Origin of the sequence: Bacillus sp. FJAT-22090 (genome assembly GCF_001278755.1) — a bacterium.
In the GTDB taxonomy this organism is placed as follows: domain Bacteria; phylum Bacillota; class Bacilli; order Bacillales_A; family Planococcaceae; genus Psychrobacillus.
On record NZ_CP012601.1, the window covers coordinates 2,788,868 to 2,811,755 of the forward strand.

18 protein-coding genes are annotated in these 22,888 nt (G+C 36.0%); 10 read left to right on the plus strand and 8 right to left on the minus strand.

The genetic code is table 11. The features are described from left to right. Positions 1–3: 3 nt before the first annotated feature. Positions 4–576: a hypothetical protein gene (locus AM499_RS13980; RefSeq protein WP_053590795.1), complete on the minus strand. Its 573-nt coding sequence runs from the start codon at positions 574–576 to the stop codon at positions 4–6. A gap of 140 nt (positions 577–716) precedes the next feature. Further along, entirely contained in the window at positions 717–1,643 is a 927-nt protein-coding gene (locus tag AM499_RS13985; protein ID WP_082355271.1) for a serine hydrolase domain-containing protein, read from the minus strand. A gap of 140 nt (positions 1,644–1,783) precedes the next feature. On the opposite strand from AM499_RS13985, the gene AM499_RS13990 reads away from it, so the two are divergent. After that, positions 1,784–2,458 carry a hypothetical protein gene (locus tag AM499_RS13990; protein ID WP_231687464.1) on the plus strand — a complete coding sequence of 225 codons (675 nt, stop codon included), beginning with the start codon at positions 1,784–1,786 and terminating at the stop codon, positions 2,456–2,458. Positions 2,459–2,497: 39 nt separating this feature from the next. Here AM499_RS13990 and AM499_RS13995 read toward each other — a convergent pair whose 3' ends face one another. Further along, complete coding sequence (locus AM499_RS13995; protein WP_053590796.1) at positions 2,498–3,187, minus strand: YqjF family protein; 690 nt, start codon at positions 3,185–3,187, stop codon at positions 2,498–2,500. Positions 3,188–3,531: 344 nt separating this feature from the next. Here AM499_RS13995 and qoxA point away from each other — a divergent pair, with 344 nt between their 5' ends. The 4 genes from qoxA to qoxD all read left to right on the plus strand — a co-directional run bounded on the left by qoxA (position 3,532) and on the right by qoxD (position 7,342). After that, a complete protein-coding gene (gene qoxA / locus AM499_RS14000; RefSeq protein ID WP_053590797.1) occupies positions 3,532–4,455 on the plus strand; it encodes a cytochrome aa3 quinol oxidase subunit II in 924 nt (307 codons plus the stop codon). 61 nt (positions 4,456–4,516) lie between these two features. Beyond that, the gene (qoxB, locus tag AM499_RS14005) at positions 4,517–6,466 is read left to right on the plus strand and encodes a cytochrome aa3 quinol oxidase subunit I (RefSeq protein ID WP_053590798.1); all 1,950 of its coding nucleotides are present in this window, start codon (positions 4,517–4,519) and stop codon (positions 6,464–6,466) included. After that, a complete protein-coding gene (qoxC, locus tag AM499_RS14010) occupies positions 6,463–7,059 on the plus strand; it encodes a cytochrome aa3 quinol oxidase subunit III (protein WP_053590799.1) in 597 nt (198 codons plus the stop codon). Before qoxB ends, qoxC begins: the two co-directional genes overlap by 4 nt. A 1-nt stretch (position 7,060) precedes the next feature. After that, positions 7,061–7,342 carry a cytochrome aa3 quinol oxidase subunit IV gene (gene qoxD, locus AM499_RS14015; protein WP_053590800.1) on the plus strand — a complete coding sequence of 94 codons (282 nt, stop codon included), beginning with the start codon at positions 7,061–7,063 and terminating at the stop codon, positions 7,340–7,342. A gap of 22 nt (positions 7,343–7,364) precedes the next feature. Here qoxD and AM499_RS14020 read toward each other — a convergent pair whose 3' ends face one another. The 3 genes from AM499_RS14020 to AM499_RS14030 all read right to left on the minus strand — a co-directional run bounded on the left by AM499_RS14020 (position 7,365) and on the right by AM499_RS14030 (position 13,836). Beyond that, positions 7,365–7,598, minus strand: coding sequence for a hypothetical protein (locus AM499_RS14020; protein ID WP_053590801.1), 234 nt, complete (start codon positions 7,596–7,598; stop codon positions 7,365–7,367). Positions 7,599–7,732: 134 nt separating this feature from the next. Beyond that, positions 7,733–9,196 carry a hypothetical protein gene (locus tag AM499_RS22075; protein ID WP_231687465.1) on the minus strand — a complete coding sequence of 488 codons (1,464 nt, stop codon included), beginning with the start codon at positions 9,194–9,196 and terminating at the stop codon, positions 7,733–7,735. A 182-nt stretch (positions 9,197–9,378) separates the two neighbouring features. Further along, the gene (locus AM499_RS14030; RefSeq protein ID WP_082355272.1) at positions 9,379–13,836 is read right to left on the minus strand and encodes a S8 family peptidase; all 4,458 of its coding nucleotides are present in this window, start codon (positions 13,834–13,836) and stop codon (positions 9,379–9,381) included. 640 nt (positions 13,837–14,476) lie between these two features. Here AM499_RS14030 and AM499_RS14035 point away from each other — a divergent pair. The 3 genes from AM499_RS14035 (at position 14,477) to AM499_RS14040 (ending at position 16,030) form a co-directional block, all read left to right on the plus strand. After that, the gene (locus tag AM499_RS14035) at positions 14,477–14,860 is read left to right on the plus strand and encodes an SLAP domain-containing protein (RefSeq protein ID WP_053590802.1); all 384 of its coding nucleotides are present in this window, start codon (positions 14,477–14,479) and stop codon (positions 14,858–14,860) included. Positions 14,861–14,937: 77 nt separating this feature from the next. After that, positions 14,938–15,111 (plus strand): hypothetical protein, encoded by a 174-nt coding sequence (locus AM499_RS21870; protein WP_172794311.1) that lies wholly within the window; start codon positions 14,938–14,940, stop codon positions 15,109–15,111. A 112-nt stretch (positions 15,112–15,223) separates the two neighbouring features. Beyond that, positions 15,224–16,030: a S1C family serine protease gene (locus AM499_RS14040; RefSeq protein WP_053590803.1), complete on the plus strand. Its 807-nt coding sequence runs from the start codon at positions 15,224–15,226 to the stop codon at positions 16,028–16,030. A gap of 145 nt (positions 16,031–16,175) precedes the next feature. On the opposite strand, the gene AM499_RS14045 is transcribed toward AM499_RS14040, so the two are convergent. Further along, a complete protein-coding gene (locus AM499_RS14045; protein WP_053590804.1) occupies positions 16,176–16,934 on the minus strand; it encodes a hypothetical protein in 759 nt (252 codons plus the stop codon). Continuing rightward, on the minus strand, positions 16,927–20,745 hold the full coding sequence (locus tag AM499_RS14050; protein ID WP_053590805.1) for an AAA domain-containing protein: 3,819 nt from the start codon (positions 20,743–20,745) through the stop codon (positions 16,927–16,929). The genes AM499_RS14045 and AM499_RS14050 overlap by 8 nt, the downstream gene beginning before the upstream one ends. 222 nt (positions 20,746–20,967) lie before the next feature. On the opposite strand from AM499_RS14050, the gene AM499_RS14055 reads away from it, so the two are divergent. Then, positions 20,968–21,357 carry a DUF485 domain-containing protein gene (locus tag AM499_RS14055; protein ID WP_082355274.1) on the plus strand — a complete coding sequence of 130 codons (390 nt, stop codon included), beginning with the start codon at positions 20,968–20,970 and terminating at the stop codon, positions 21,355–21,357. Further along, complete coding sequence (locus AM499_RS14060) at positions 21,354–22,877, plus strand: solute symporter family protein (protein WP_053590806.1); 1,524 nt, start codon at positions 21,354–21,356, stop codon at positions 22,875–22,877. Before AM499_RS14055 ends, AM499_RS14060 begins: the two co-directional genes overlap by 4 nt. Positions 22,878–22,888 lie beyond the last annotated feature (11 nt).

The window sequence follows — 22,888 nt, forward strand, 5'->3', positions numbered from 1 at the left end:
GAATTATTCAACACCATTTTCTTCGACATACTGTAAAGGAATTTGCATTGCTCTCACTGTACCATTTAAATTTCCTTGTAAATTTGTTACGTAACTATTTTGTTTCATCTTCATCATTTGCCCATCCTTAAAATAAAATTCATAATAGGATAATTCATCATCCTCAGGTAGCTTTACATAATAAACGAGCTTCTCAAGATCTTCCCAAGAATAGGATTGTTTTTCTTTTGAAAAAAGAGTCCGATAAGAAATTTCTTCCCCTGATAATGTAATATAAGATAAAGAAGCAATATAAAAAACCAAGCTACTAAGAAGTACACAAAACACCCCTGCTCCAACCGTCCATTTCCGTATACCGAGAAATCCCAATACTAAACAGGCCAGAACGATTAAAAACAAGCTTACCCCAAATGTCACATAATTTTCCGTTGGTGCATACGTAATCCAAATACCTTTTTTGTAATAGAGCGTATTCACAACTGCTAAAGGTATAATAAGCAAATAAACAGGTGAAAACAAAACGATACAAGCCCCAATAGCCAAAAAGATATGCTTTTTATCGTATCTTCTATGCATCCCAATAATCCCCTTTTTTTATTACTATTAAACGCGCACGCTTCGCTTAAGCCTCCGCAGAATAAATTACTCCTTCGTCGCTCCCATATCCAGAAGACACCCTTAGACGCATTAGGTACTGAATAAGACAGAAACAAACTTTAAATTAAAAAACTTTTTTGGACTATTCTTAATGGCAGTAAGCTATTTTCATATATTTCACTCGTGATCACTATGACTACCTCTTCTTTTGGATGAATGAATATATATTGCCTGCCAAATCCTAATGCAAAATGATACGTATTTTCGTATGTAAAATCTTGTTTATCATCCAGTTTATTTATCCACCAATGCATCCCGTAATAACCAATTAATTCATATGTTTTAAAATATGGTGTAGTAGAAGTCTTTATCCATTCCTCCGAAACTATTCTTTTATTGTTATAAACACCATTTTGCAACATTAGCTGGCCGATTTTCATCATATCTGTCGCTTTTAAAACGAGCCCATCTGCCCCTTTATTGATGTTCATATTATCTGAATACCAATTAAATTTTTTAATACCTAACGGCTTGAACAAATACTTATTGGCAAATTCCTCCGTTTTCATGTTGGTTACCTTCTGGAGGATAGCAGATAATATATGGGAGCAACCCGAGTTGTAGTTCATATATGTGCCAACAGGATGGATTATTGGACGTTCTAGAACAAACTTCATTATATTCGGATGATAGACCATTGGTGCAAAGCTATTCCATTCACCAAATTCGGGAAAGTCCAATCCATCTGTCATCGTTAACAAATGATAAATAGTAATATCTAATTTACGACTATCCGTTTGTTCTTTAAAAAGCTCTGGGAAAAAGGTATAGACAGGTAAGTGAATGGATGTTAAATGCTTTTTCTCTAGTGCAATTCCAACTAAAATTGAAAGTACACTTTTGGTACAGGAATTCATTTTATGAAGCTTTTCACGTTGTTTATTGTTTTTGTAGTATTCGAAAATACTATTTCCCTTTTGATATACAAGTAAGGAAGTAACTTTCTCCTTTTTTATTTCTCTTTTTAAGTAGTCAAAATCTATCATGTTTTTTACCCTCTATTAATTCTTACTATTCAAAAAATTGCTTACTATTATTATAATAAGTAACTTTTGGGAACTCAACCTTTTACTACTAATCACACGAATGGAGCATTTCGAGTATTGTAACTTAGAGGCAATTATAAATGAAAAGCAATGATGATATTTTGTATTTCCGTTATTCTTCTTATCCCCTAAGCTCGTTTTATAAGGCACCTTTTTCTCAATATACAGCTCCAGTTCGATTTATATTGAATCAAGAGGCTGATCATGATCAATTTATTAGTAAAAATGAATTCGATTTTATAAGTATGAATCGTCTTTTGTGGATGGAGCACGTCAACTGGACGAGAATGACAATTACAAGCATTGTATTTAACTTACCTGATTTGCCATTCGTCCAAGAACGGCTTTTAAGAAACGCAACCGATTTAGCGAATTGTATTCGCCCTTACTATGGAGACCAAATTGCAAATCAATATGAGGGGTTATTAAAGAAGCATTTAGTAATAGCAGCGCAACTAGTAACCGCCGCCGTAAAAGGTGATTCAACAACTGTGGAGGAAAAAGAACAAGCATGGTTTAAAAATGCAGATGAAATTGTAGCATTTTGGAGCAGTATTAACCCTTATATTAATAAAGAAGAATTAAAAGAAATGTTTTATACTCATTTGACATTAACAAAATCAGAGGCAGTTAATATGATTGAAAAAAATTATAAAGTGGATATTGAGGTTTTTGACAAAATCGAAGAGCAAGCTTTAGAAATGGGAGATATGATTGCCGAGGCAATCATCAAGCAATTCCCTCAATATTTTTAATTAAAAAGGTTTCAGGACAATAATACGTTCTGAAACCTTTTATTTCTCTTTGATAGGTAAATAAGATCGAACTTTTTTCCTTTTTGAGTAGTGAGCGATTGGTGGATTTTTTTGATAATCACCTTTTAGAAAAGAAGCCATAGAATTTTCTACAACTCCCCCTTTAACATTTTGCAATTTCCATGGAGCATGCCAAATATCCACACGGTATAAATCATTATTTATTTTTGTCCATAAACAATAACGCTCTGTCAGCCACCGTTCTAATGAAGTTCCTTCCATAATTTCTGGCATCGGCTCAAATGAAGTGATTAGCGTTTCGGGAATTGAATTCGCATTACTCACTTTACTAGAAACTGAAAAAATGTTGTTTCTTTTTTGTAAATGGATATTAGCTTGACGATAAGGTAAAAAGTTTCCTATGGTCGCCAATTTCACGATTACTGGATTATTCGCATCTAAGCTAAAGAAAAAAACACCTGATTTCCCTTTATAGCTGACATATGTACGAACGTTTAGTTCTAAATAAGAACTCAATCCTGGAATAGGGGGGACAAGTCTCGGGCGATTACCTTTTACCTGAAAAGAGACTAAACCAAGCCAAGCCATATTGTCATATAGATCTAACTTTAGCTCCGAAGGTATGTGATCACGTATATCCTTTGCCGAAACTGGCCAATGAAGGAAAAGAACATCCCGCCATTCCTGCGTCATAACCCATGGTCTCATTCCAAAATTCGTCTCCTTTCTGCCTAGGATCTTTTAAGAATTATTTCCAAATAGGTGGACCTTCAAACTTGCAAAAGTTTGATATTATTAATTTTTTGATTTAAACCAAGATTATCCACAATAATGAATACTTTTTGACATTTTACCTCTGTTTTCACAATTGTGTTACGGAACTATTTTAATTTGTTCATATCTTCATGAACATTTTGTGAAGCCCGATTCTATTAGTTTGTTTTTTAAAGTTGCGGTAATAAGATAGAGGCACGGATAGGAATTCCTCCAATTAGTATTCGCATGATTAGTTACCACAACTTTTTATAAACAGAATTGAAAGGGGTACAACTATGAAATTAAAAATGAAGTGGGCTCTAATGACGATGGTTTTCACTATTGCCACTGTGTTAACAGGTTGTGAACCATTACTAGTTTTAGACCCGAAAGGTCCTCAGGCTAAAACTCAGGCTGATGATATTATGCTTTCTATCTGGCTGATGTCAGGTATAGTTATTGTCGTTTTAGCTATTTTAGTATTTGTGCTAATAAAATATCGCGCTTCTAATCAAAGTAAAGATTACGAGCCACCTCATATAGAAGGAAGTCCAATCGTTGAAGCAATTTGTATCGGTATTCCTATTTTGATCGTCATTTTTCTTTCAATCGTTTCTGTAAAAAGTAATTATGAAGTAGAGGCGACTCCAGCAGGATACGAAGATCAAGAGCCGTTAATAATTTATGCTTCTTCTTCTAACTGGAAATGGCATTTTAGTTATCCAGAAGAAGATATCGAGACTGTTAACTACTTGTACATCCCTGAAGACCGTGCAATTGAGTTTAAATTATATTCCTATGGACCAATTACTAGTTTTTGGATTCCACAATTAGGTGGACAAAAATATGCCATGGCTGATATGGTCACCACCTTGCACTTAGCAGCAGATACACAAGGTGAGTTTGTTGGAAGAAATGCTAACTTCAGTGGAGCAGGATTTGCAGAAAATACATTTGAAGTTACAGCTATGTCTCAGGCAGACTACGATGATTGGGTGAAAGAAGTACATGAAACAGCAAAACCTCTAACCGAAGAAAAGTTTGAGGAATTATTAGAACCGGGCCATCTTGGACGTTCTACTTACACAGGAACACATTTAGAATTCTCACCTGCGCCTAACCATGATCATGGCTCTACTGAAACGGACGCAGAAGAATCAGAACACGAAAATCACGAATCAACTAATACCGATGAGGAATCAAGTCACGCTCATCATTAATTAGAAGTTTATTAGATTACTATAGTTCAAGCTATAGATTCCTGAAAGGAGTTACAAAAGTATGGATTTCTTTGATCGCTTTGCCGTACCACATCCAAGCTTTTTAATATACGCATCCATGGTTGGTATTGGTCTTACGATGATTGCTATAGTCGTAGGAATTACCTACTTTAAGAAATGGGGATACCTTTGGCGCGAATGGATCACAACTGTTGATCACAAACGTATAGGGATCATGTATTTGCTATCAGCCTTACTTATGCTGTTCCGAGGTGGCGTTGATGCAATTATGATGCGCTATCAGCTGTCAATGCCGGAGAACACGTTTCTAGATTCTCAGCATTATAATGAAGTTTTCACAACACATGGGGTCGTAATGATTCTGTTTATGGCTATGCCGTTCATTATATTTTTCTTTAATTACCTAGTACCATTACAAATCGGAGCACGTGACGTTGCATTTCCTCGTCTAAATGCATTGAGCTTCTGGTTATTCTTTATGGGAATGGGATTATTCAACATTTCATTTATAGTGGGTGGATCACCTGATGCTGGTTGGACTTCTTACTTCCCTCTTGCAGGGAATGAATTTAGTACATCCGTTGGTTCGAATTATTACATGATTGCTATTCAAATCGCCGGAATTGGTACACTAATGACTGGTATTAACTTTATTACGACTATCTTAAAAATGAGAGCTCCTGGCATGACTCTTATGAAAATGCCAATGTTCACTTGGTCTGCATTTATCGCAAACGTCATCATTGTTTTTGCTTTCCCTGTATTAACAGTATTGCTTGCAATGGGGACAATGGATAGATTATTTGGAACAAACTTCTTTACAACCACCAATGGTGGTATGGATATGCTTTGGGCTAACTTGTTCTGGGTTTGGGGACACCCTGAAGTATATATCTTGATTTTACCTGCATTCGGTCTATATAGTGAGATTATTTCAACCTTTGCACGACGCAACCTTTATGGTTATAAGTCCATGGTTGCTTCAATGGTAGTCATTTCTTTACTATCATTTGTAGTTTGGGCTCACCATTTCTTCACAATGGGCCAAGGTGCGTTAACAAATAGTATATTCTCCATCACAACGATGGCAATAGCTGTTCCGACCGGGGTTAAAATATTTAACTGGCTGTTCACCCTTTGGAAAGGGAAAATTGAATTTACTACCCCAATGCTTTATTCCATAATGTTTATCCCACTGTTTACATTAGGTGGAGTTACCGGAGTAATGCTTGCAATGTCAGCTGCTGACTATCAATATCACAATACGATGTTCTTAGTAGCTCATTTCCATAACGTAATTATTCCAGGTGTGGTTTACGCTATGCTAGCTGGTCTTACATTCTATTGGCCAAAAATATTTGGTTTCATGTTAAACGAAAAGCTTGGTAAATGGACAGCTTGGATTTTATCAGTCGGATTTGTCCTAGCCTTCATTCCAATGTATATTACAGGCTTAGATGGTCAGGCACGTCGCATGTACACTTACTCTGAATCAACCGGTTTTAGTGCGTTAAATATGGTTTCTTTCATTGGTGCAGCAATTATGGCAGTAGGTTTTGTCCTTCTTGTCTACAATATTTACTATAGTACTCGTTATGCTTCAAGGGATATTGCTAGTGACCCATGGGATGCACGTTCACTTGAATGGGCAACACATACTCCAGTACCAGAATATAATTTTGCAATTACACCACAAGTTGCATCGACACAAGCATTTTGGGATTCAAAGAAAAATGGTCATGAATTATTCAATGGAAAAATTGAAAAAATTCACATGCCAAATAACAGTGGTTTACCATTTATCATGAGCTGTATCTTCTTTGTCTTTGGATTTGCGATGATATTCAGCATTTGGCCACTTGCCATAGTGTCATTAATCGGTATTTTAGCTTGTTTGACTTATCGTTCATTCGAGAAAGACCATGGAAGATATATTTCTGTAGAGGAAATCGAAGAAACTGAAAGAAAATTGCGAGGTGCTAAAAAATGAAGGTAGATAACTCGCTTCCACTTGAATACAGCACGGAAGAAAATAGCTTAAAAATCTTAGGTTTTTGGATTTTCATTGGTGCGGAAATTATGCTTTTCGCGACACTATTTGCATCTTATTTTACTTTAGAAAATCGTATTGGCAATGGACCTTCTGGGGCAGAAATTTTTGAAATTACACCAGTATTAGTTGAAACGATTTTACTATTAACAAGTAGCTTTACGATTGGACTTGCCATTCATGCTATGCGAATGAACAATAAAAAAGCGACAATGGCATTCTTTGCGGTTACTCTTATACTTGGGGCAGCATTCGTAAGCTTCGAAATTTATGAGTTCATTCACTATGTGCATGTTGGAGCAGGGTTACAAACTAGTGCTTTTACTGCCATTTTGTTAACGACCTTAGGAACACACGGATTACACGTTACACTTGGTTTCTTCTGGGGAGTATTTATCCTATTGCAGATCAAAAAACGTGGCTTGACTCCGGAAACAGCCAATAAATCATTTATTTTCTCTCTCTATTGGCATTTCTTAGATATTATTTGGATTTTCATCTTCAGCTTCATCTACTTGAAAGGAATGATGTAATATGAAAGAATTATTCCCTCTTAAACAAGTAATGGGCTTTGCATTCTCATTAGTTCTTACAGCAGTGGCACTATTAGTGTATTTTACTGATATGTCCTACTCAATTGGTATGACTGTTCTTCTCCTTACGGCATTTATACAGGCTGGTCTTCAGCTGGTAGTATTTATGCACGCAGGTGAGACCAACGATAAAAATTCTATTTATGTAAATATATATTATGGTTTAATCCTTGCTATATTAACCATACTAGGCACCTTGCTGACGTTGGTTTGGGATATGTAAACAGAAAAAAGAGAGCGTCATTTTAGACGCTCTCTTTTCTATATTCTTTAGAGTTTAATACCATTTCTTCCGAAGCAACTAGAATCATCCCTATTAGAAAAATAAAGACTGCTCCCATTACTATTCCAATACCTACACCCATAACAGTACTATATTCGCTTATTAATGATCCATATAAAAAGGTAGCTATTCCTACAGTTAACAAAATTGCACCTACAAATTTTGTAGCATGTAACATTTTCACGTATGATTCCATTTAAAACACCCCTCTTACTCTATATTATTCAACGTGTTCACAAATTTGTCAAATACTTTTTGTCAATTATATGAACAATCGGTAATAAAAAAGAACTGCTACAAAAATGTCACTTGTAGTAGTTCTTTATCCTATTATCTATTAGATAAATCCTCGCCAAAAATAGATACACTTTGTCTTTCGGTGATAAATTCGCTTCCATTCCAGCTTAATACATTTTGAACATACCCTAATGCATCCGCATGATATCTTCCCGCGATTCTTTGAAATGCAGTAAGCTCGTAAGTTCCATCTCTAGCGAAATCGATTGGATATAAACCACTCACGGGATCTACCCAACCCTCAATCGGCTCTTTTAATGTTCCATTTTCGTTATAGATCTCCGATAAATATTCTTCCCCCTTATAAGTTAAATCCAATGTGTATTTCTTCAAAGGATAACTACTAGTTACAGTCGCTTTAAATTGATTTTGATAGTTAACCTCATATTTTGACTGTTCGTTATATTCTTCTACATCAAACAATTGACGCATGTTCCCTTCCATATAAGAAAAAATATAAGCGTAAATCGTACCACCACTTCCACCTGTATCTATGACAATCAAAATGTCATATACCTGGTTTCCAGTAAAATCTCCGAGAAATAAGGTAGGATTATAGCCAGCATTTTGCTTTAGTGAAATTCTCTCTACTATATTGTCTTTTCCATATAGAATATTTAACGTAATGTTTTGCCAAAACGGGCTATCTTCTCTCTTCTCACCCGTAAGGTAGATGGTATCCATAATACCATCACCTGTCACATCTCCTCTAGTATGTGTAATGATATCTTGACCGTTAGATTTATTATCTTGTAAGAGTCTAAGAATCTGTTGTTTTTTATCTAGCAACATATCTCTTGAAGGGTATGGGGAGCGAAAGGACAAATCTTTATCAATGGAAGCTAAACTTTGTTCCAAATCACCAGCTTTCTTCTGTGCATCAGCCAAATAGTACCAGTAATAGGAGAAATCATTCGTTTGTAATAATCTCTTGTAGTAGTCCCCCACTTTTTTAAAGTAATAAGGATAGACATCCTTTGCTCGGACTAGTCCACTATCGGTGAATCGATATACTTCTACTTTATAGGCTTCTCCAGTATCATGAGTCCAAACCGCCATTTCATATTGACCATCCTCTCCATAAGTACCTGGCATATCTTCTACTTCTAACTTACTATATACAAGATCATTAGTAGATAGCTGTACAAATCCACTATTTGTCCATTGCAACAGATCTAATTGAGACCATATACTACCTATTTGCCAACCTACTATCAATGTATTGATCCAACTATCTGTTATTGGCGCTGCCATTAAATGTGCTATGCCATAACCATTACCTTGAATATGAATTAATGGAAGCCATTGTTCATGATTGTTCTTTAATATTAAGAGATAGTTTTGTTCTTCATGTCTATATGCGCCAATTAATTCTTCCAAACGATCTCCATCGATATCTGCTAGAATTACAGCCGGTATATCTTGGGGTTCTGGTAACTCTAGAATCTCTGCATTTGGAGGCAAAAAGTTCTTAAACACATTTACATAATAATTCATCGCACACCCCTTTCAACACATCATATGCGGAGTAATGAAAGGACTACACTAGTTTTTAATAGGAGTTTGTTTTCCATCTAAGAACTCTTTTATTTCAACTAAAGTCTTTATTTTCAACTAACTATAAAAACTAAAAAATGCCAAAGAGGATTTTTATCCTCTTCGGCATTCAATAGAATCGTTTATTCCGCCATCTTTTCAGCAGGTGTTTCCGTTTCTGCAGGCACATCCACAGGAGTCTCTGCAGGTGTCTCAACTGATGGTTGAGCTGAAGGCGCCGCTACATTGATGTATAATTTACCCGCTGCTCTTTCGCGTGTTTCGTTTTCGAAGCTGTCAACAGCTTTTACTTCGATAACTGCTCCGTTGGCAACAGTATCTGCTGGTACTGTCCAGTATCCGACATAGTGACCATTAGATTGTTCCATCATTGGTAATTCCGTAGCGTTTTGAACATCTCCAACATTTGTTAGTGGCATATGGATGACAAATGTTGTCTTCAATCCTGGCTCACTATCAAATTCAATTTTAACGCTTTTACCTGTTGTCAAGTGAAGGTCTTGTGCAGGTTTTAAGTTCTCAATAACAGGTGCATCGTATTGAGCAGTTACTGTCACTTTTTTGGAAGTTTTATTTTTCGCTTTATCTTGAGCGATGACTGTAATTTCATTCGCACCGTTCTCAAGAAGTATACGTTTTGAATATTTTCCATTAACCACTTGTGCAGTTTGACCGTTAACCTTTACGAAGTCAAGGTTTGCGTCTTTAACAGTACCTTCGACAGTAACTGATTCACGATTAGTTTTATCACCATCTTTTGGGCTTGTGATCGTCATTTCAGGTTTTATTGTATCTAAAATGACTGTAACTGGTGCAGATTCACCTGTTGTTCTGCCATCTAATACCGAAACTACTTTGAACTCATTAGCACCTTCAGTAAGTGTCGCAGGGATTGCAAATTTACCGTCACTGCCTACAACAACAGATCCAGAATCTTTACCGTTTTGTTTCAACTTTATAGTAGCAGTCGGTGATGCAGTCCCCTCAACAGTCAACGCTTCTTGACTTGTTGTCAAATTAGCAGCAGGAGATGTGATGACTGGCGCGCTTACTTCATAGCTTACTCGAGCACGAATCATATAGTTACCTTCAGCAGTTGGTGATGGAGACCAAGCACCAGAAACTCCTTGATAACTTCTTCCAGCATTTGTTCCATTTTCATCTGTTGCTAAACCTGGTGTATTTGGGTTTGCAAAAGTTTGGCGGTATACCATGAAGAAGTCGCCATTTACGACAATGTTGTGTTCAGTTAAATTCACAACTGTCCATTCACCGTTACGTAAAGCTGTTGCATCTATTGGGCCTGCAAGCATCTTACCTGGTGCACCATTTGCACCTGTAGCATCCCAAACTTCAACAGCAAATGCAGTTCCACCAGGGACTGGCCATTCAGTATCCCAGAATCGGAATACGCCATCTGTAACGATACCGTTTTCTTTGCCTTCAGGTAGAGACATTTTTACTGCCCATGCATTTCCTGCTGCATTAAAAGCACGAGCATTTTCAGCTGAACCGTCATCATAGCCTATTTCTCCACCAGGATACGTGTAGAATGGCTCTAGTGCAATGTTTTGCGTAATTGCTTCAGCTCCAATAGTAATGGACACTTCTTGGCTATGGTAGCCTCGAGCAACTACTTTTAATGTGTAATCACCTTCGTATGCTGTAAGTGAATAGTTACCTGATGCATCAGTTTCCACAGGGGTGATGTTTGCATCTTCCACAAGTAAAATTGTTGCTCCTGCAACCCCCTCACCTGTCGATTGGTCCGTAATTGTACCACTTACTGTATTTTGTGCTACTTCATCTAAAGTGAAATTAGCAGTTGTTGTACCATCAGCTTCAATCGCTACAGATTGTTCTTCCGAGGTGAATCCATAAGCTTCCGCTTTTACGGTGAACGTTCCTGCACCATGTGTTAAAGAATAAGAACCATCAGCTGGATTTGAATAAACCGAGCGTCCTGATTCTAGTACACTAACTTGAGCACCTAACGGTAGAAGGGTAGGATTAACAATTGCCTCTTTTACTGGTGGTGTTTCTTTAACAGGTAATACAGGTCTGATTGTTTTTGGATCAACCGCTTCTTTTAATGCCTCTTTGTCTTTATCCTTGTTATTTCCGTTATTTGTATTTCCATTATTTCCGTTATTTCCGATTGTTCCTTTATTTCCTTTTGATACTTTTCCAGTTTGTGAGATATTAGCTAAAGATACATCATCGATATACCAGCCATCTCTTTGAACGCTTCCATCAGAGAATGCATTAAATCCAATGTAAATACGTTGACCAGCATATGCAGACAGATCAACCTCTGCACTTACCCATCCATTCGATTGACCTTGAACCATTAGTAATTGCGTCCAGTTTTCTTGGTCAGTCGAAACAAATACATGTCCGTAATCCCAAGCTCTTCCTGAGGAAGATTGCTCAAAATTGTGCCAATGTTTGAACTGCAAGTAAGAGTTTCCTTCTGGCAGGTCAATTGGAGGTGCAACTAGTGTTGCGTTCATGCGATTCGCGTATAATCCAGCTAAGTTTGTTGCATATACCTTTTCACCTGATGCAGCATTTCCTGGTCCGGATGTAGGCACGCCCCATTCCCAACTGTTTTGTTCTCCAAATGAATACCAACCCGTTGGCTGTCCTTCAAAGTCTTCAAAGTATCCAACCGTAATTCCTGGTTTCACTTGAACAACATATTCTTCACTGCTAACTTCATTATTACCAAAATCGTTTACAATCCATTTGTACGTAAATGAGTTACCTGTGATTAATTCACCAGGAACTACTACACCGAACTCGCCAGCTTTATAATCACCAGATTTGCGACCAGCTTCAATTACTTGCCAAGCTCCATCTGCATCTTTATAGTTTAGAATAACTGAAGCAACGCTAATGTTATCATTAACATCTATCGTCAATTCTAAATCCATTCCCGCATACGTCTCGCTTGGAGCTGTATGTTCGAATGTTGGTGCTTCATTGTCATCACCTTGTTGGGTTACTTGTCCTTTTAATGTTCCTAATCCAGTAATAATCGAGGATACTGCTTCATAAGCATCCACTAACCCATATCCATATGCATGGTTAGGAACTGCTGGATATTGAGCATCTGTCAAAGGATTAGCTGTATTAAGCAAAATTTCCTCCATTTCATCAACCGTCAAGTTCGCATTTACTTGTCGAAGAAGTGCCGCTACACCAGATACCGCTGGACCTGACATAGATGTCCCATTCCAACCACCTTCATAACCACCACCCGGTACGGATGAACGGATATTTACACCTGGTGCTGAGATATCTGGTTTAATCTCCGCATAAGGCGAAGGACCACGTAGTGAGAAGCTACCCACTTTGTTATTGATATCAGTTGCACCCGTCGCAAATGATTCAGGATAGTTTGCTGGTGCTGCAACCGATCCTGCACCACCTGGATTTGAAAGCGTTGTGTTACCTGCAGAGAATTCAGGGAAAATTTCTGCTGCACGCCAGTTAATAACTACGTCACGGTACCATTCATCAAGACCAGGACCGCCACCCCAAGAGTTATTAACAATGTCCGGAGCCATATCAACACGTGCGTTTCCAGCTGCATCAGTTGGTGCTAAAATCCATTGTGCCGCCTCTAACAAGTCGACATCAGTACCACCAGCTGCTGAGAAAGCTTTTACTGCAATATATTTTGCTCCCGGAGCTACACCAATTTGGTTTGCACCATTTGGTTCACTACCAACCATTGTTCCTGTTACGTGCGTCCCATGGTCAATATCATCATATGGAGTAGCTCGTCCAGCTGTTGCATCAAACCAGTTATAGTCATGTGAGACTTGTCCAGTTGCAGCATTGTAACCACGATATTTTTGTTTTAAAGCTGGGTGATCCCACTGAACTCCTGTATCGATACTTGCTACTACCGTTCCTGAACCATCAATGCCCATCGCCCAAACATCTGGTGCTTTCACACGCTCAATGTTCCACTCGATATTTGCAGTTTCTGCTTTAGGAACGACCGCATTTTCTGTTTTTGTTGTAAACAGTTGACGAGTTTCATTTGGTAATATTTTTTCTACTTCTGCGAAAGTTGCTATCTTTTCAGCTACTTCCTGTGTCGCAGTAACTGCCATCCCATTTACGATGTAGTAGGAGGTAAGATCTTCGGCATTTCCTTTCGCTATTTCTTGTTGTAAAAATTGTTTAACCGTTTGTTGAGACTCAATAGACGTTGCCTTTAACTCAGATACAACAGCCGAGCGTTGAATAAGCTTTGTATTATGAGCTGATAGGTTTGCTTCATCTGCATTTTTTCTTGCTTCTTCAGCCACTTGAAGAGAGTCAGATTTTTCCTTGAATTTAATTAGGAATGTAACCTTCTCATCGTTTTTAAAGTTTTCAAGCAGACGGCTATTCAATTTGTCTTTCACAGAAATGTTATTAGAGCTTGAATCTCTGAACGATTGATGAAGCTTACTAGTTGTTTCTGCGCTTACAACATTTGGTGCTACTAGCGAAAACGTCATGAGTAAAGATGCTACAACACTAAGAGCTTTGACTGAACTACTTTTCTTCCTCAACTTCATTCCTCCTTTGAATTTTACAAAAATTAAATTAACGTCCGCTGCTCGCCCTTGTTTAAAAAAGACTAAATAAAAAACACCTTTACCTCCTTTCCTAAGTTACTTAGGCAAACAGAATCAATGGTGTCGTTCGTGAATCTCTTGTTGTTAAGTATCACTATATTTGAAATGAAGTGTGAAATTTGTCGTACTTTGTCGTTATTTTTCAGAATTTTCGGAAACAATAACTATTTACTATTTTGCACTAAATTTTCAATAGTTCTATTTATCTATGAAAAATTAATATTAGTTTAATAGAACATTGGTATCATTGGCATTAAAGAGAATATCAAATTTTTATCATAACAACAATATTTGGTTATTTTTTCTAAAAATGCTTCATTCATCCTAGTTAATCCTTATAGTTATATTGACTAATAATTTTATTAATCATTATTTAGTTCTTTTTATCTACATTTCTAATTTATGTTAAGAATGAATTAGCAATTATAGAACATACACTTAAAAATCTGCTATTATTCATATATTGGATAGTAATGGATTGTTTTATCAGGTTATTTTTTCCAAAATTATTATATTTATTAATGTAGTCTTAATTAACCATTCGGTAATAGGTTAATACTCATACAAGGAGGTTTCACGAATGCAAAAGCTTGAGTTTGAAGCATCATGGGATAAGTCCTTATCCAGTAAGGATCGAAAAGAAATCGAAGAAATTTTCCTCCAAACATACAAAACGGAGTCTCAAGATATTCTTCTAACACCAATTTGGGAAGCAGTGAATCATAAGAGTGAATTATTGATCACTGTACTTGTACATAATTTTTCTGAAGAAGAGATTACTTTTTATAATAGAAAATTAGCTTATATGGAAAATGAAAATTCTCTTGCTGAGCATACTTTTACACTACAAACATTGAAAATTAAACCCAAAGTTAGTATGCCATGGACTTTCATATTTCCCGTTGAGAGCCTAAAGAATTATGCTACATTTCAAAACGGTCATTTAGTCATTATTAATAATTAGTCCATATTTGATATACATCTTTTACTCATATTGAACCAAGTTAAAGAGGTATGAAAAATTTTAAAGGAGGTTACTTTATGAGTGAAAATCGCAGGGGCGCTAGCAACAATAAAGGTTCTATGGCAAAAAATCCAAGTAGTAAGAAAGAAGAGATATCTCTAGAATTAGCTGAACTCGGAAACTTAAAACCAAAGCATGAACCAATGACCCCAAATCAACGTGAAAAAAGCGAGAGAGAAAAATCTTACTAACTACAACATGCAAAGCAGTCCTATAAGAATGGGCTGCTTTGTGTTATGTAGAAAGAGCTAAACTTTGTGTATAATACTTCTTAACATGTGTTTGAAACAAAGGCGGGTGCGTATGGATCCAAATGAAAAACAACATAAGGATGATTGGAAAGAGGAAGAGCTAAGCGAAGAAGAGTTTCTCGAACTTGTATTAGAGGCACAGAGGGAAGCACTTCAGAAAGAAGCTCTTGAAAAAAAGAGTAATAGACCAAACAGACCTTTTCCAAAATGGGTATTCTATTTGATGGCTTCTATTCTGTTTGTCAGTACATTTGCATCAATCTTTCAAATTTACTCTATTCCAGCTATTGAATTTATTAAAACGTCTGCAAAATTGTCTGCTCAGGAAGAGATAGCAGTTTATAAAAAGTCTGTCGTAGTCATCTTAACAGATGATAGCAAAGGAACCGGCTTTTCTATATCAAGCGATGGTATGATTTTGACTAACTATCATGTTGTGGAAGGTAATGAAACTGTAACAGTTGGTTTTCCTGATGACAGGCGTTTTCGTGCTAAAGTAATAGATACATATCCTTCTGTCGATCTTGCTGTATTAGATATTAAGGAGGAGGATCTCCCATTTTTGGAGCTTGCGGAGAGAACTACTTTTGAAGCTGATGAATCTATATACTTTATTGGTAATCCACTAGGTTTTACTGGTATTGCAAATGAAGGAACAATTATTGATTATACACAGTTAAGTGATTGGGACATACCTGTAGTCATGATGAAAGCACCAGTTTATCGAGGGAATAGCGGAAGCCCTGTTTTGAATAAAGATGGTAAAGTAATTGGGGTTATTTTCGCCACATTAGATCATGATGAACACGGCAGGGTCGGATTATTTGTGCCTATAGATGAGTATCTTAATACAAAATAATACAAAGAGACCCCTTAGTGCAGAAAACTAAAGGGTCTCGGTTGTGTGAGAATTGGTCTCGATTTTTGAAATTTGGTCTCGGTTACCGGAAAACTTGTCTCGCTCACATTTACATTCATCTCTTTCTGCCACTTAATGTAAAATACTATTCTAAATAAGTTTTCCGCCAATCCAAGCGTTCTTTCTCATTCAGTTGGTTTTCGAGTTTTTCATCCCACCGCTCTAATAATGTATTCCATACTCGTGCATATATGATGTCTTGTTTTTTATCATACAAAATAAATTCTATACAAGGAATATCATCGATATATAAATCCGTCGATGAGACAATTTCAGATAGTACCGTCTGAACGTCTCCTTCTCCTGATTCAGCACCGTTTATACGGAGCGCATTTATCAATGTCTCATCCTCAAAAGACAATTCTTCATCCAGATATCCTTCTTTTACATATCTATAAACTTCTAATTCTTCTTCACCCGTTGCTTCCTTAAGTTCACCTTCCAAGAATGCCTCATGAGAAGGACTATATAGTATATTGTTAGTCTCAGGCTTCTGTTCCTCTTCAAATATGCCATTTGCTAGTTGTCTGTTTCCTTTATCTGTAAGCCTATATCCGCTCTCTATCTTCTCTAACAGACGTGTTCTTTGCATTAAATCAATTAAATCCTGTATAAAAAGTTGCTCTACAAGTAATAATTCACTTAATTCTTCCGCATTTATCTTTGTAGTCTTTTGAAAAGCAATGAGCATCATCTTCATGAGCACGTCCATTTTTATTCGCTTCACACATATAAATTCAGCCTCAATCGAATGAACTGGTATACTCCACATTGATGAATGTATTATTTTCACGTTTAGATTCTGTTGCAGTTCTCTTTTTAATCGATTTTCCAACTCACGCATTTTCTAGAACTCCTATTACATTTCCTTTTATATCTTTTAGTCCATCTTTATTCTTTACGACCTCTAGCAAGCCACTGTACATATCTCTAGCATCTTTTCTTTTAGCACGTTGAGTGAACATTTCAGTACTTCCTACTAGAACTAGCAATTCCCTAGCTCTGGAAAGGGCTACATTCAAACGTCTATAATCATTCGCAAATCCTATATCAGCATTATTATCTTTGTTATTACGTACCATACTTAAAATGATAACATCCATTTCCATCCCTTGAAATTTATCGACCGTTCCTGTTCGGAAAGTTAGATGTTTAAAGCTTGTTTCTTGTTGTATTAATCGATCAATTCTTTTCACTTGCTCTCCATAAAAACTAATTACCCCGATACTCTTTCTTTCATCTAAGCCCATTCTTCCTTCATTTTTAGCAGACTCTGTAGCTTTGTCTAAATCCATCAAAACATCTCGTATAGTATTCAATTCGCCTTGGTTAAAACGACTTTTTCCGTCCTTCACTTTTTCTTCAAAGTAGGATCTTTCGTTAGGTATATCCATCCAAATTAAATGATCATTTCTTTTAACGTAGTGTGAATCTAGTAAATGATCACGTACTATATCAGAATCGACTAAACCACATTGCAATCGATAATTCTCCTCTGCGTAAAAGGGAGTAATCGTCTCCATTATACTTTCATGCATGCGATACTGAATAGCCAGCATCGTTTTATTGCTCTTAGGTAGATTTTTAAATAGTCTTTCGAATAAAGACTCCTTCAAGAGTTTCTTCAGTTCGTCCTTTTCCTCAAAACTATCACTTTCTTCTAGAATTGCTTTTAAAGTCTCATCAAGCGTATCTTCCCCAACAAGAGGTGGTAACTGATGATGATCTCCAACTAAAATTATTTTTTTTCCTTTTAGCATCGGTAACAACAATTCTGGAGGTGTCGCTTTTGACACTTCATCAATTATTACAACATCAAAGACAGGATAGTTGTCCATAAACTCTTTTCTTGCAGAAGCTACACAAGTTGTTCCAATTACATTTGCATGTCTTACATAAAGCTTTCTAATTTCATTTAAATCATGGTCATTTGCTTCACTTAGTAGAGAAAACCATTCGTTTTGAAGTTCCTGAGTAATCGGTAAACGTTCTTTTTCACGTGTTAAAGAGAGCTTCTTTTCAGATAGTTTTTCAATTTCAACTATCACTAGTTCGCGCTCTTCCTCTAAATTTTGACTTAATAATTCATCTAAAGCTTTAAGCTTTCTTTCCTGTTCTAATCCTTCGGAGTTAATTCTTTTACCTTCTACCTCTTTTTCAGAGAGAGTCTCTTTATAGGATTCCAATTGATTAGAGCTAACCCGCTCTTCATTCTTTTTAAGCTCTAGTCGATTTATATACTGTTTTAAAGTTTCTTCTGTTTTCTTTAAGTCATTATATAAAAGTTCTTTTTGTTGCAGTTCTTCTTCTAGTTTTTGTGGTGACTGTATATTCTCTATATCTTCAAGTTTTATTTTAATATTTTTACTTTTCTCCATTAATACATTTAACTTTTCGCTATTGGCTATACCGTTGTTTTTTAATTCATTTATATCTCGTTCTGCTTGAATGATTGCTTTTTTAAGTTGCTCTTCCAATTCTAATTTAATCGTTTGAAATCGTTTAGTTGAGTCTGATTTTGCGTTATTTAAAATTATTCCTTGCTTCCAAACAAATTTTTTCCTTACGTTCAATCCTTCCCAATACACTTTTAGCTTCTCTAAATCGATTTCTCCTGACGTAAGCATTCGTTTCATGATATCTATGAATTGGTGAATTTCTTTTATTGAGTAAGATGAATCAAAAAACACTCCGCTACTACCTACATTTTGTAAAGATATATTGTTTTTTTTCAATATACTTTCTATGTAACTAATAGCTGATAGTAGCCTTTTATTTAGTTCTTCCCAGTCTTCAAATGACTGTATTTTTTCTATTAATTTGTCCAAGTCTTCTATTTGCTTCTCTAACATAGAAAGTGGTGTAAACTCATAGTGTTTTATCAAACTTTTTAACTGTTCGAATTTACGCGTAGAAGGTATCTCCGTCAAAAACTGTTTGAAACTATCTATTTTAAGCTGTCGCATTTTAAACTTTTGTCTTGTGTCATTTACTAATTTTTCGGCGTCACTAACTTCTTGCATTGTTCGCTGATAATAAAGCTGATTTTTAATAATCTCCATTTCAGCTTCTAAAAAATTTAGTTTTTCTTTTAATTGTTCACTAGTTGGATTCGCATGAATGAATTCTTCCATCTTGGTAATTTCCATATGCAGTTTTTGTAGCGAATTTTCTAATGTGGTTTTATTTTTTTCTAATTCTTCTTGTTCTTTCTTTAAAAGTATCAAACTTCTTTTAAGCCTTTTTATTTCTTCCATTATAGACTCGTGTTCAATCTTGGCAGTTTCTTTTTGTTTTATCTTTTCTTTTAATAAAACCAATTGAGTTTGAAGAGAATCAATTTGTTGCTCAAGGGTAGTAATTTCACTTGATAAATGTTCTTCTTTTACGGGATGAGAGTTTAACTCTCTTTGGAGTGCACTAAGTGTCTGGTCTTTCCAATATTGCCCTACATTTTCCTCTATGAACTTCTTACCTTCTTCTTCAATGCTCTCAGTCCGACCGAAGCGCAAAATACGAATGTCTTTATTAGAAAGTAATCTACTAAGTGCGTTATCAACAGCTAAATTGGACTGAGAAGCAACTAAAGTTCTGAGTCCCGCCTTTGCATTTTGTTGACAGATTTCGGAAATAACGGTGGTCTTTCCTGTTCCTGGTGGACCTTGTATTACATATAAATCTTTCGCTGACATAGCACCTGTAACAGCTTCTTGTTGAAACTCATTCAATTGATTATGAAATTCCAGTTTCTCTGTCTTATTTGTAATACGTATAGCGGGTCTATCCTCAAATAGAATTTTTTCAAGATTAGCATTCGCTGCAAGACCATTTTGAAGATCTTCAAATCCTTTTCGAAGTCTCCTAATTTGGCTAAGCGTAGCAAAGTTGCTAAACACAACTTCCCTTGTTTTAGGATTCCATTGATTTCTTCTTGCCAAATCTCTGAACTTTGGCTTTAAGTCAATTTCTATCGTTTTCTTTGAACGATCAGCCTTTAAAACGTCCCCAATATCGTTTTGAAACCCCTTCAGTGTAGTACTTAAACCCTTTATTTTATTCCACTCATTACCGTTCAAGCTTATGCCTATGAGAGTCAATCTAGAAAAATCTTCATTTAACATTATTTTAGAAAATTCTGCAGTAATATCTGCAATATCTGCATTTCGTTCTTGTATTTTTAAATATCCTTCCCAACTTGTAATTCGCTTTTTTACATATTCTGATCTTTCCTCAGCAATAGGCAATTCACGAATTTTAGTGTGGAGTTGAATTGGTAGGCCCGCTCCATTATTTCGAGCTGTAACAAACTTCAAATTTACAGCTAAACGGCGATTTGTTCTGACTCTAGTTTTCTCTCCTCTTACGTGAAAACCAGTAGCTAGAAACCCATCATTCTGAAGTACACATTCCATTACAGCAACCTTACCATTTAACTTATCCGATAGAATTTTATTCATTTCATTATCAAAGTAAAGAGAAAGCGACGTGTTTCCATGAGAATTGACCGGTCTCTTCTCCATATATATAGCAAACGATTCCTGCATTTTAAAAAAGGCATGTTCATCTGTAGACCATTCTAGAATACCTTTACGTGCATTATTCGTCACAATAAGATTGCTTCGGAACGTTTCTATTCTAGTTAATTCCTTCTCCATGCACATGCCTCCTTACAAATTAATCAACCTATCTATGTTAGCACTTTTTGAGCAAATCTTGAATGGAGAAGGTTGGATTTTAATTTTCATCATTAAGTTTTTGTTAATATTGAATATTTTGTGAACTTTTATTTGATATTTCTTTAATAGTTTCATATTATTAAATTACAGTTTAGGACAGAATTTTCCAAAAACTGATTCGGAATTAATGGAGGAATGGAAATGGCAAAGAATTTAGAAAGCGTTTACATTTCAGATGACCACAGAAACAGTAAAACTCTTTCAAAAGATGATGCTCAAAAAACATCAACAAATTACACAGCTATTGCACAAAGTCCAGAATTCAAAGAATTAAAAAGAAAAAAGAACAGATTCATATTACCAATGTCATTATTCTTTTTTGTATGTTATATCACTCTACCAATTTTGACTTCCTACACAACAATTTTAAACGTCAATGCTTTTGGAGACGTTTCTTGGGTATGGGTATATTCGATTGCACTATTCATTATGACTTGGACGTTATGTATGATCTATGTTAGAAAGGCAAACACGTTCGATCAAGAAGCAAATGACATTTTAGAGAAGGAAAAGGCTGGTGGATATAAATGAGTCCAATTGGTTTATCATTCTTTGTAGGTATTGTTGCATTAACTTTATACGTTACGTATATCGCTTCTAAACGTACTAATTCAGCTAGTGAGTTTTACACCGCTGGTGGTGGTTTGTCTGGATGGCAAAACGGAATCGCAATTGCTGGAGATTATTTATCAGCCGCATCCTTCCTTGGAATTGCTGGTGCCATTGCACTTTTCGGATTTGATGGTTTCTTCTATAGTATTGGTTATTTAGTAGCTTATTTAGTTGTTTTATATATTGTTGCCGAGCCTTTGCGTAACTTGGGTCGATATACACTCGCAGATATGATTACTGCCCGTTTCAATCAAAAGAAAATCCGTGGCGCTGCAGCAATTAGTACTTTAACAATTGTTTTATTTTATATGATCGCTCAACTTGTTGGTGCTGGCGCACTTATTCAATTATTATTAGGTATTGATTATTGGATTGCTGTTCTAATCGTTGGAGTTATGATGACTGTCTATGTTTTATGGGGAGGAATGGCAGCTACCAGTTGGGTTCAAATTATCAAAGCTGTTCTATTAATGGTTGGTACTGTCATTATTTCTTTCTTAGTTTTATGGCATTTCAATTTCAATATATTTGGTATGTTTACAGAAATGAAAGGTGCAACTTCTCACGGAGAAGCATACTTACATCCTGGGGTAAAATATACAAATGGTTTAGACACGATATCTATGATGATTGCATTAGTGTTAGGTACTGCAGGATTGCCTCATATATTAATGCGTTTCTTTACAGTAAAAGATGCGAAGACAGCTCGTAGCTCAGTTATATACGCTACTTGGATCGTAGGAATCTTTTACATTTTAACGATCTTCCTAGGTTTTGGTGCAGCAGCTTTAGTAGGTTCTGAAAAAATTATGGGAGCAAATGCAGCTGGAAATATGGCCGCCCCGCTTCTAGCACAAGCCTTAGGTGGCGACATTTTAATGTCTTTTGTCTCTGCGGTAGCATTTGCAACTATTTTAGCAGTAGTTGCAGGACTAGTATTATCAGGCGCTTCTGCTTTTGCCCATGATTTATATGGACAAATCTTCAAAAAAGGTAAAGTAACAGAAAAAGAACAAATGAAAGCAGCACGTTTAGCTTCAGTTAGTGTTTCTGTAATTTCCATTATATTAGCATTAGGTGCACAAAACATGAATGTAGCTTTCCTAGTTTCACTTGCTTTCTGTATTGCAGCAAGTGCAAATTTACCTGTAATTATTTATACAATCTATTGGAAAAACTTCAATACGACAGGTGCATTGACAGCAATTGTTACTGGACTTGTCGTTGCCCTTATCTTAGTAGCATTAAGCCCTAACTTATGGGCAGCGGATGGTTCTATGACTTTTACAGGTGAAGCATTATTTCCATTAACAAATCCTGCGATTATATCTGTTCCAGCCGGTTTTATCGGAGGTTGGGTTGGTTCTCTAGTCGGTGCTCGTGCAGATCAGAAGAAATATGCAGAAGTCGATGTTAAAGCAAATATTGGATTAAAATAAAGGCTCTGTTA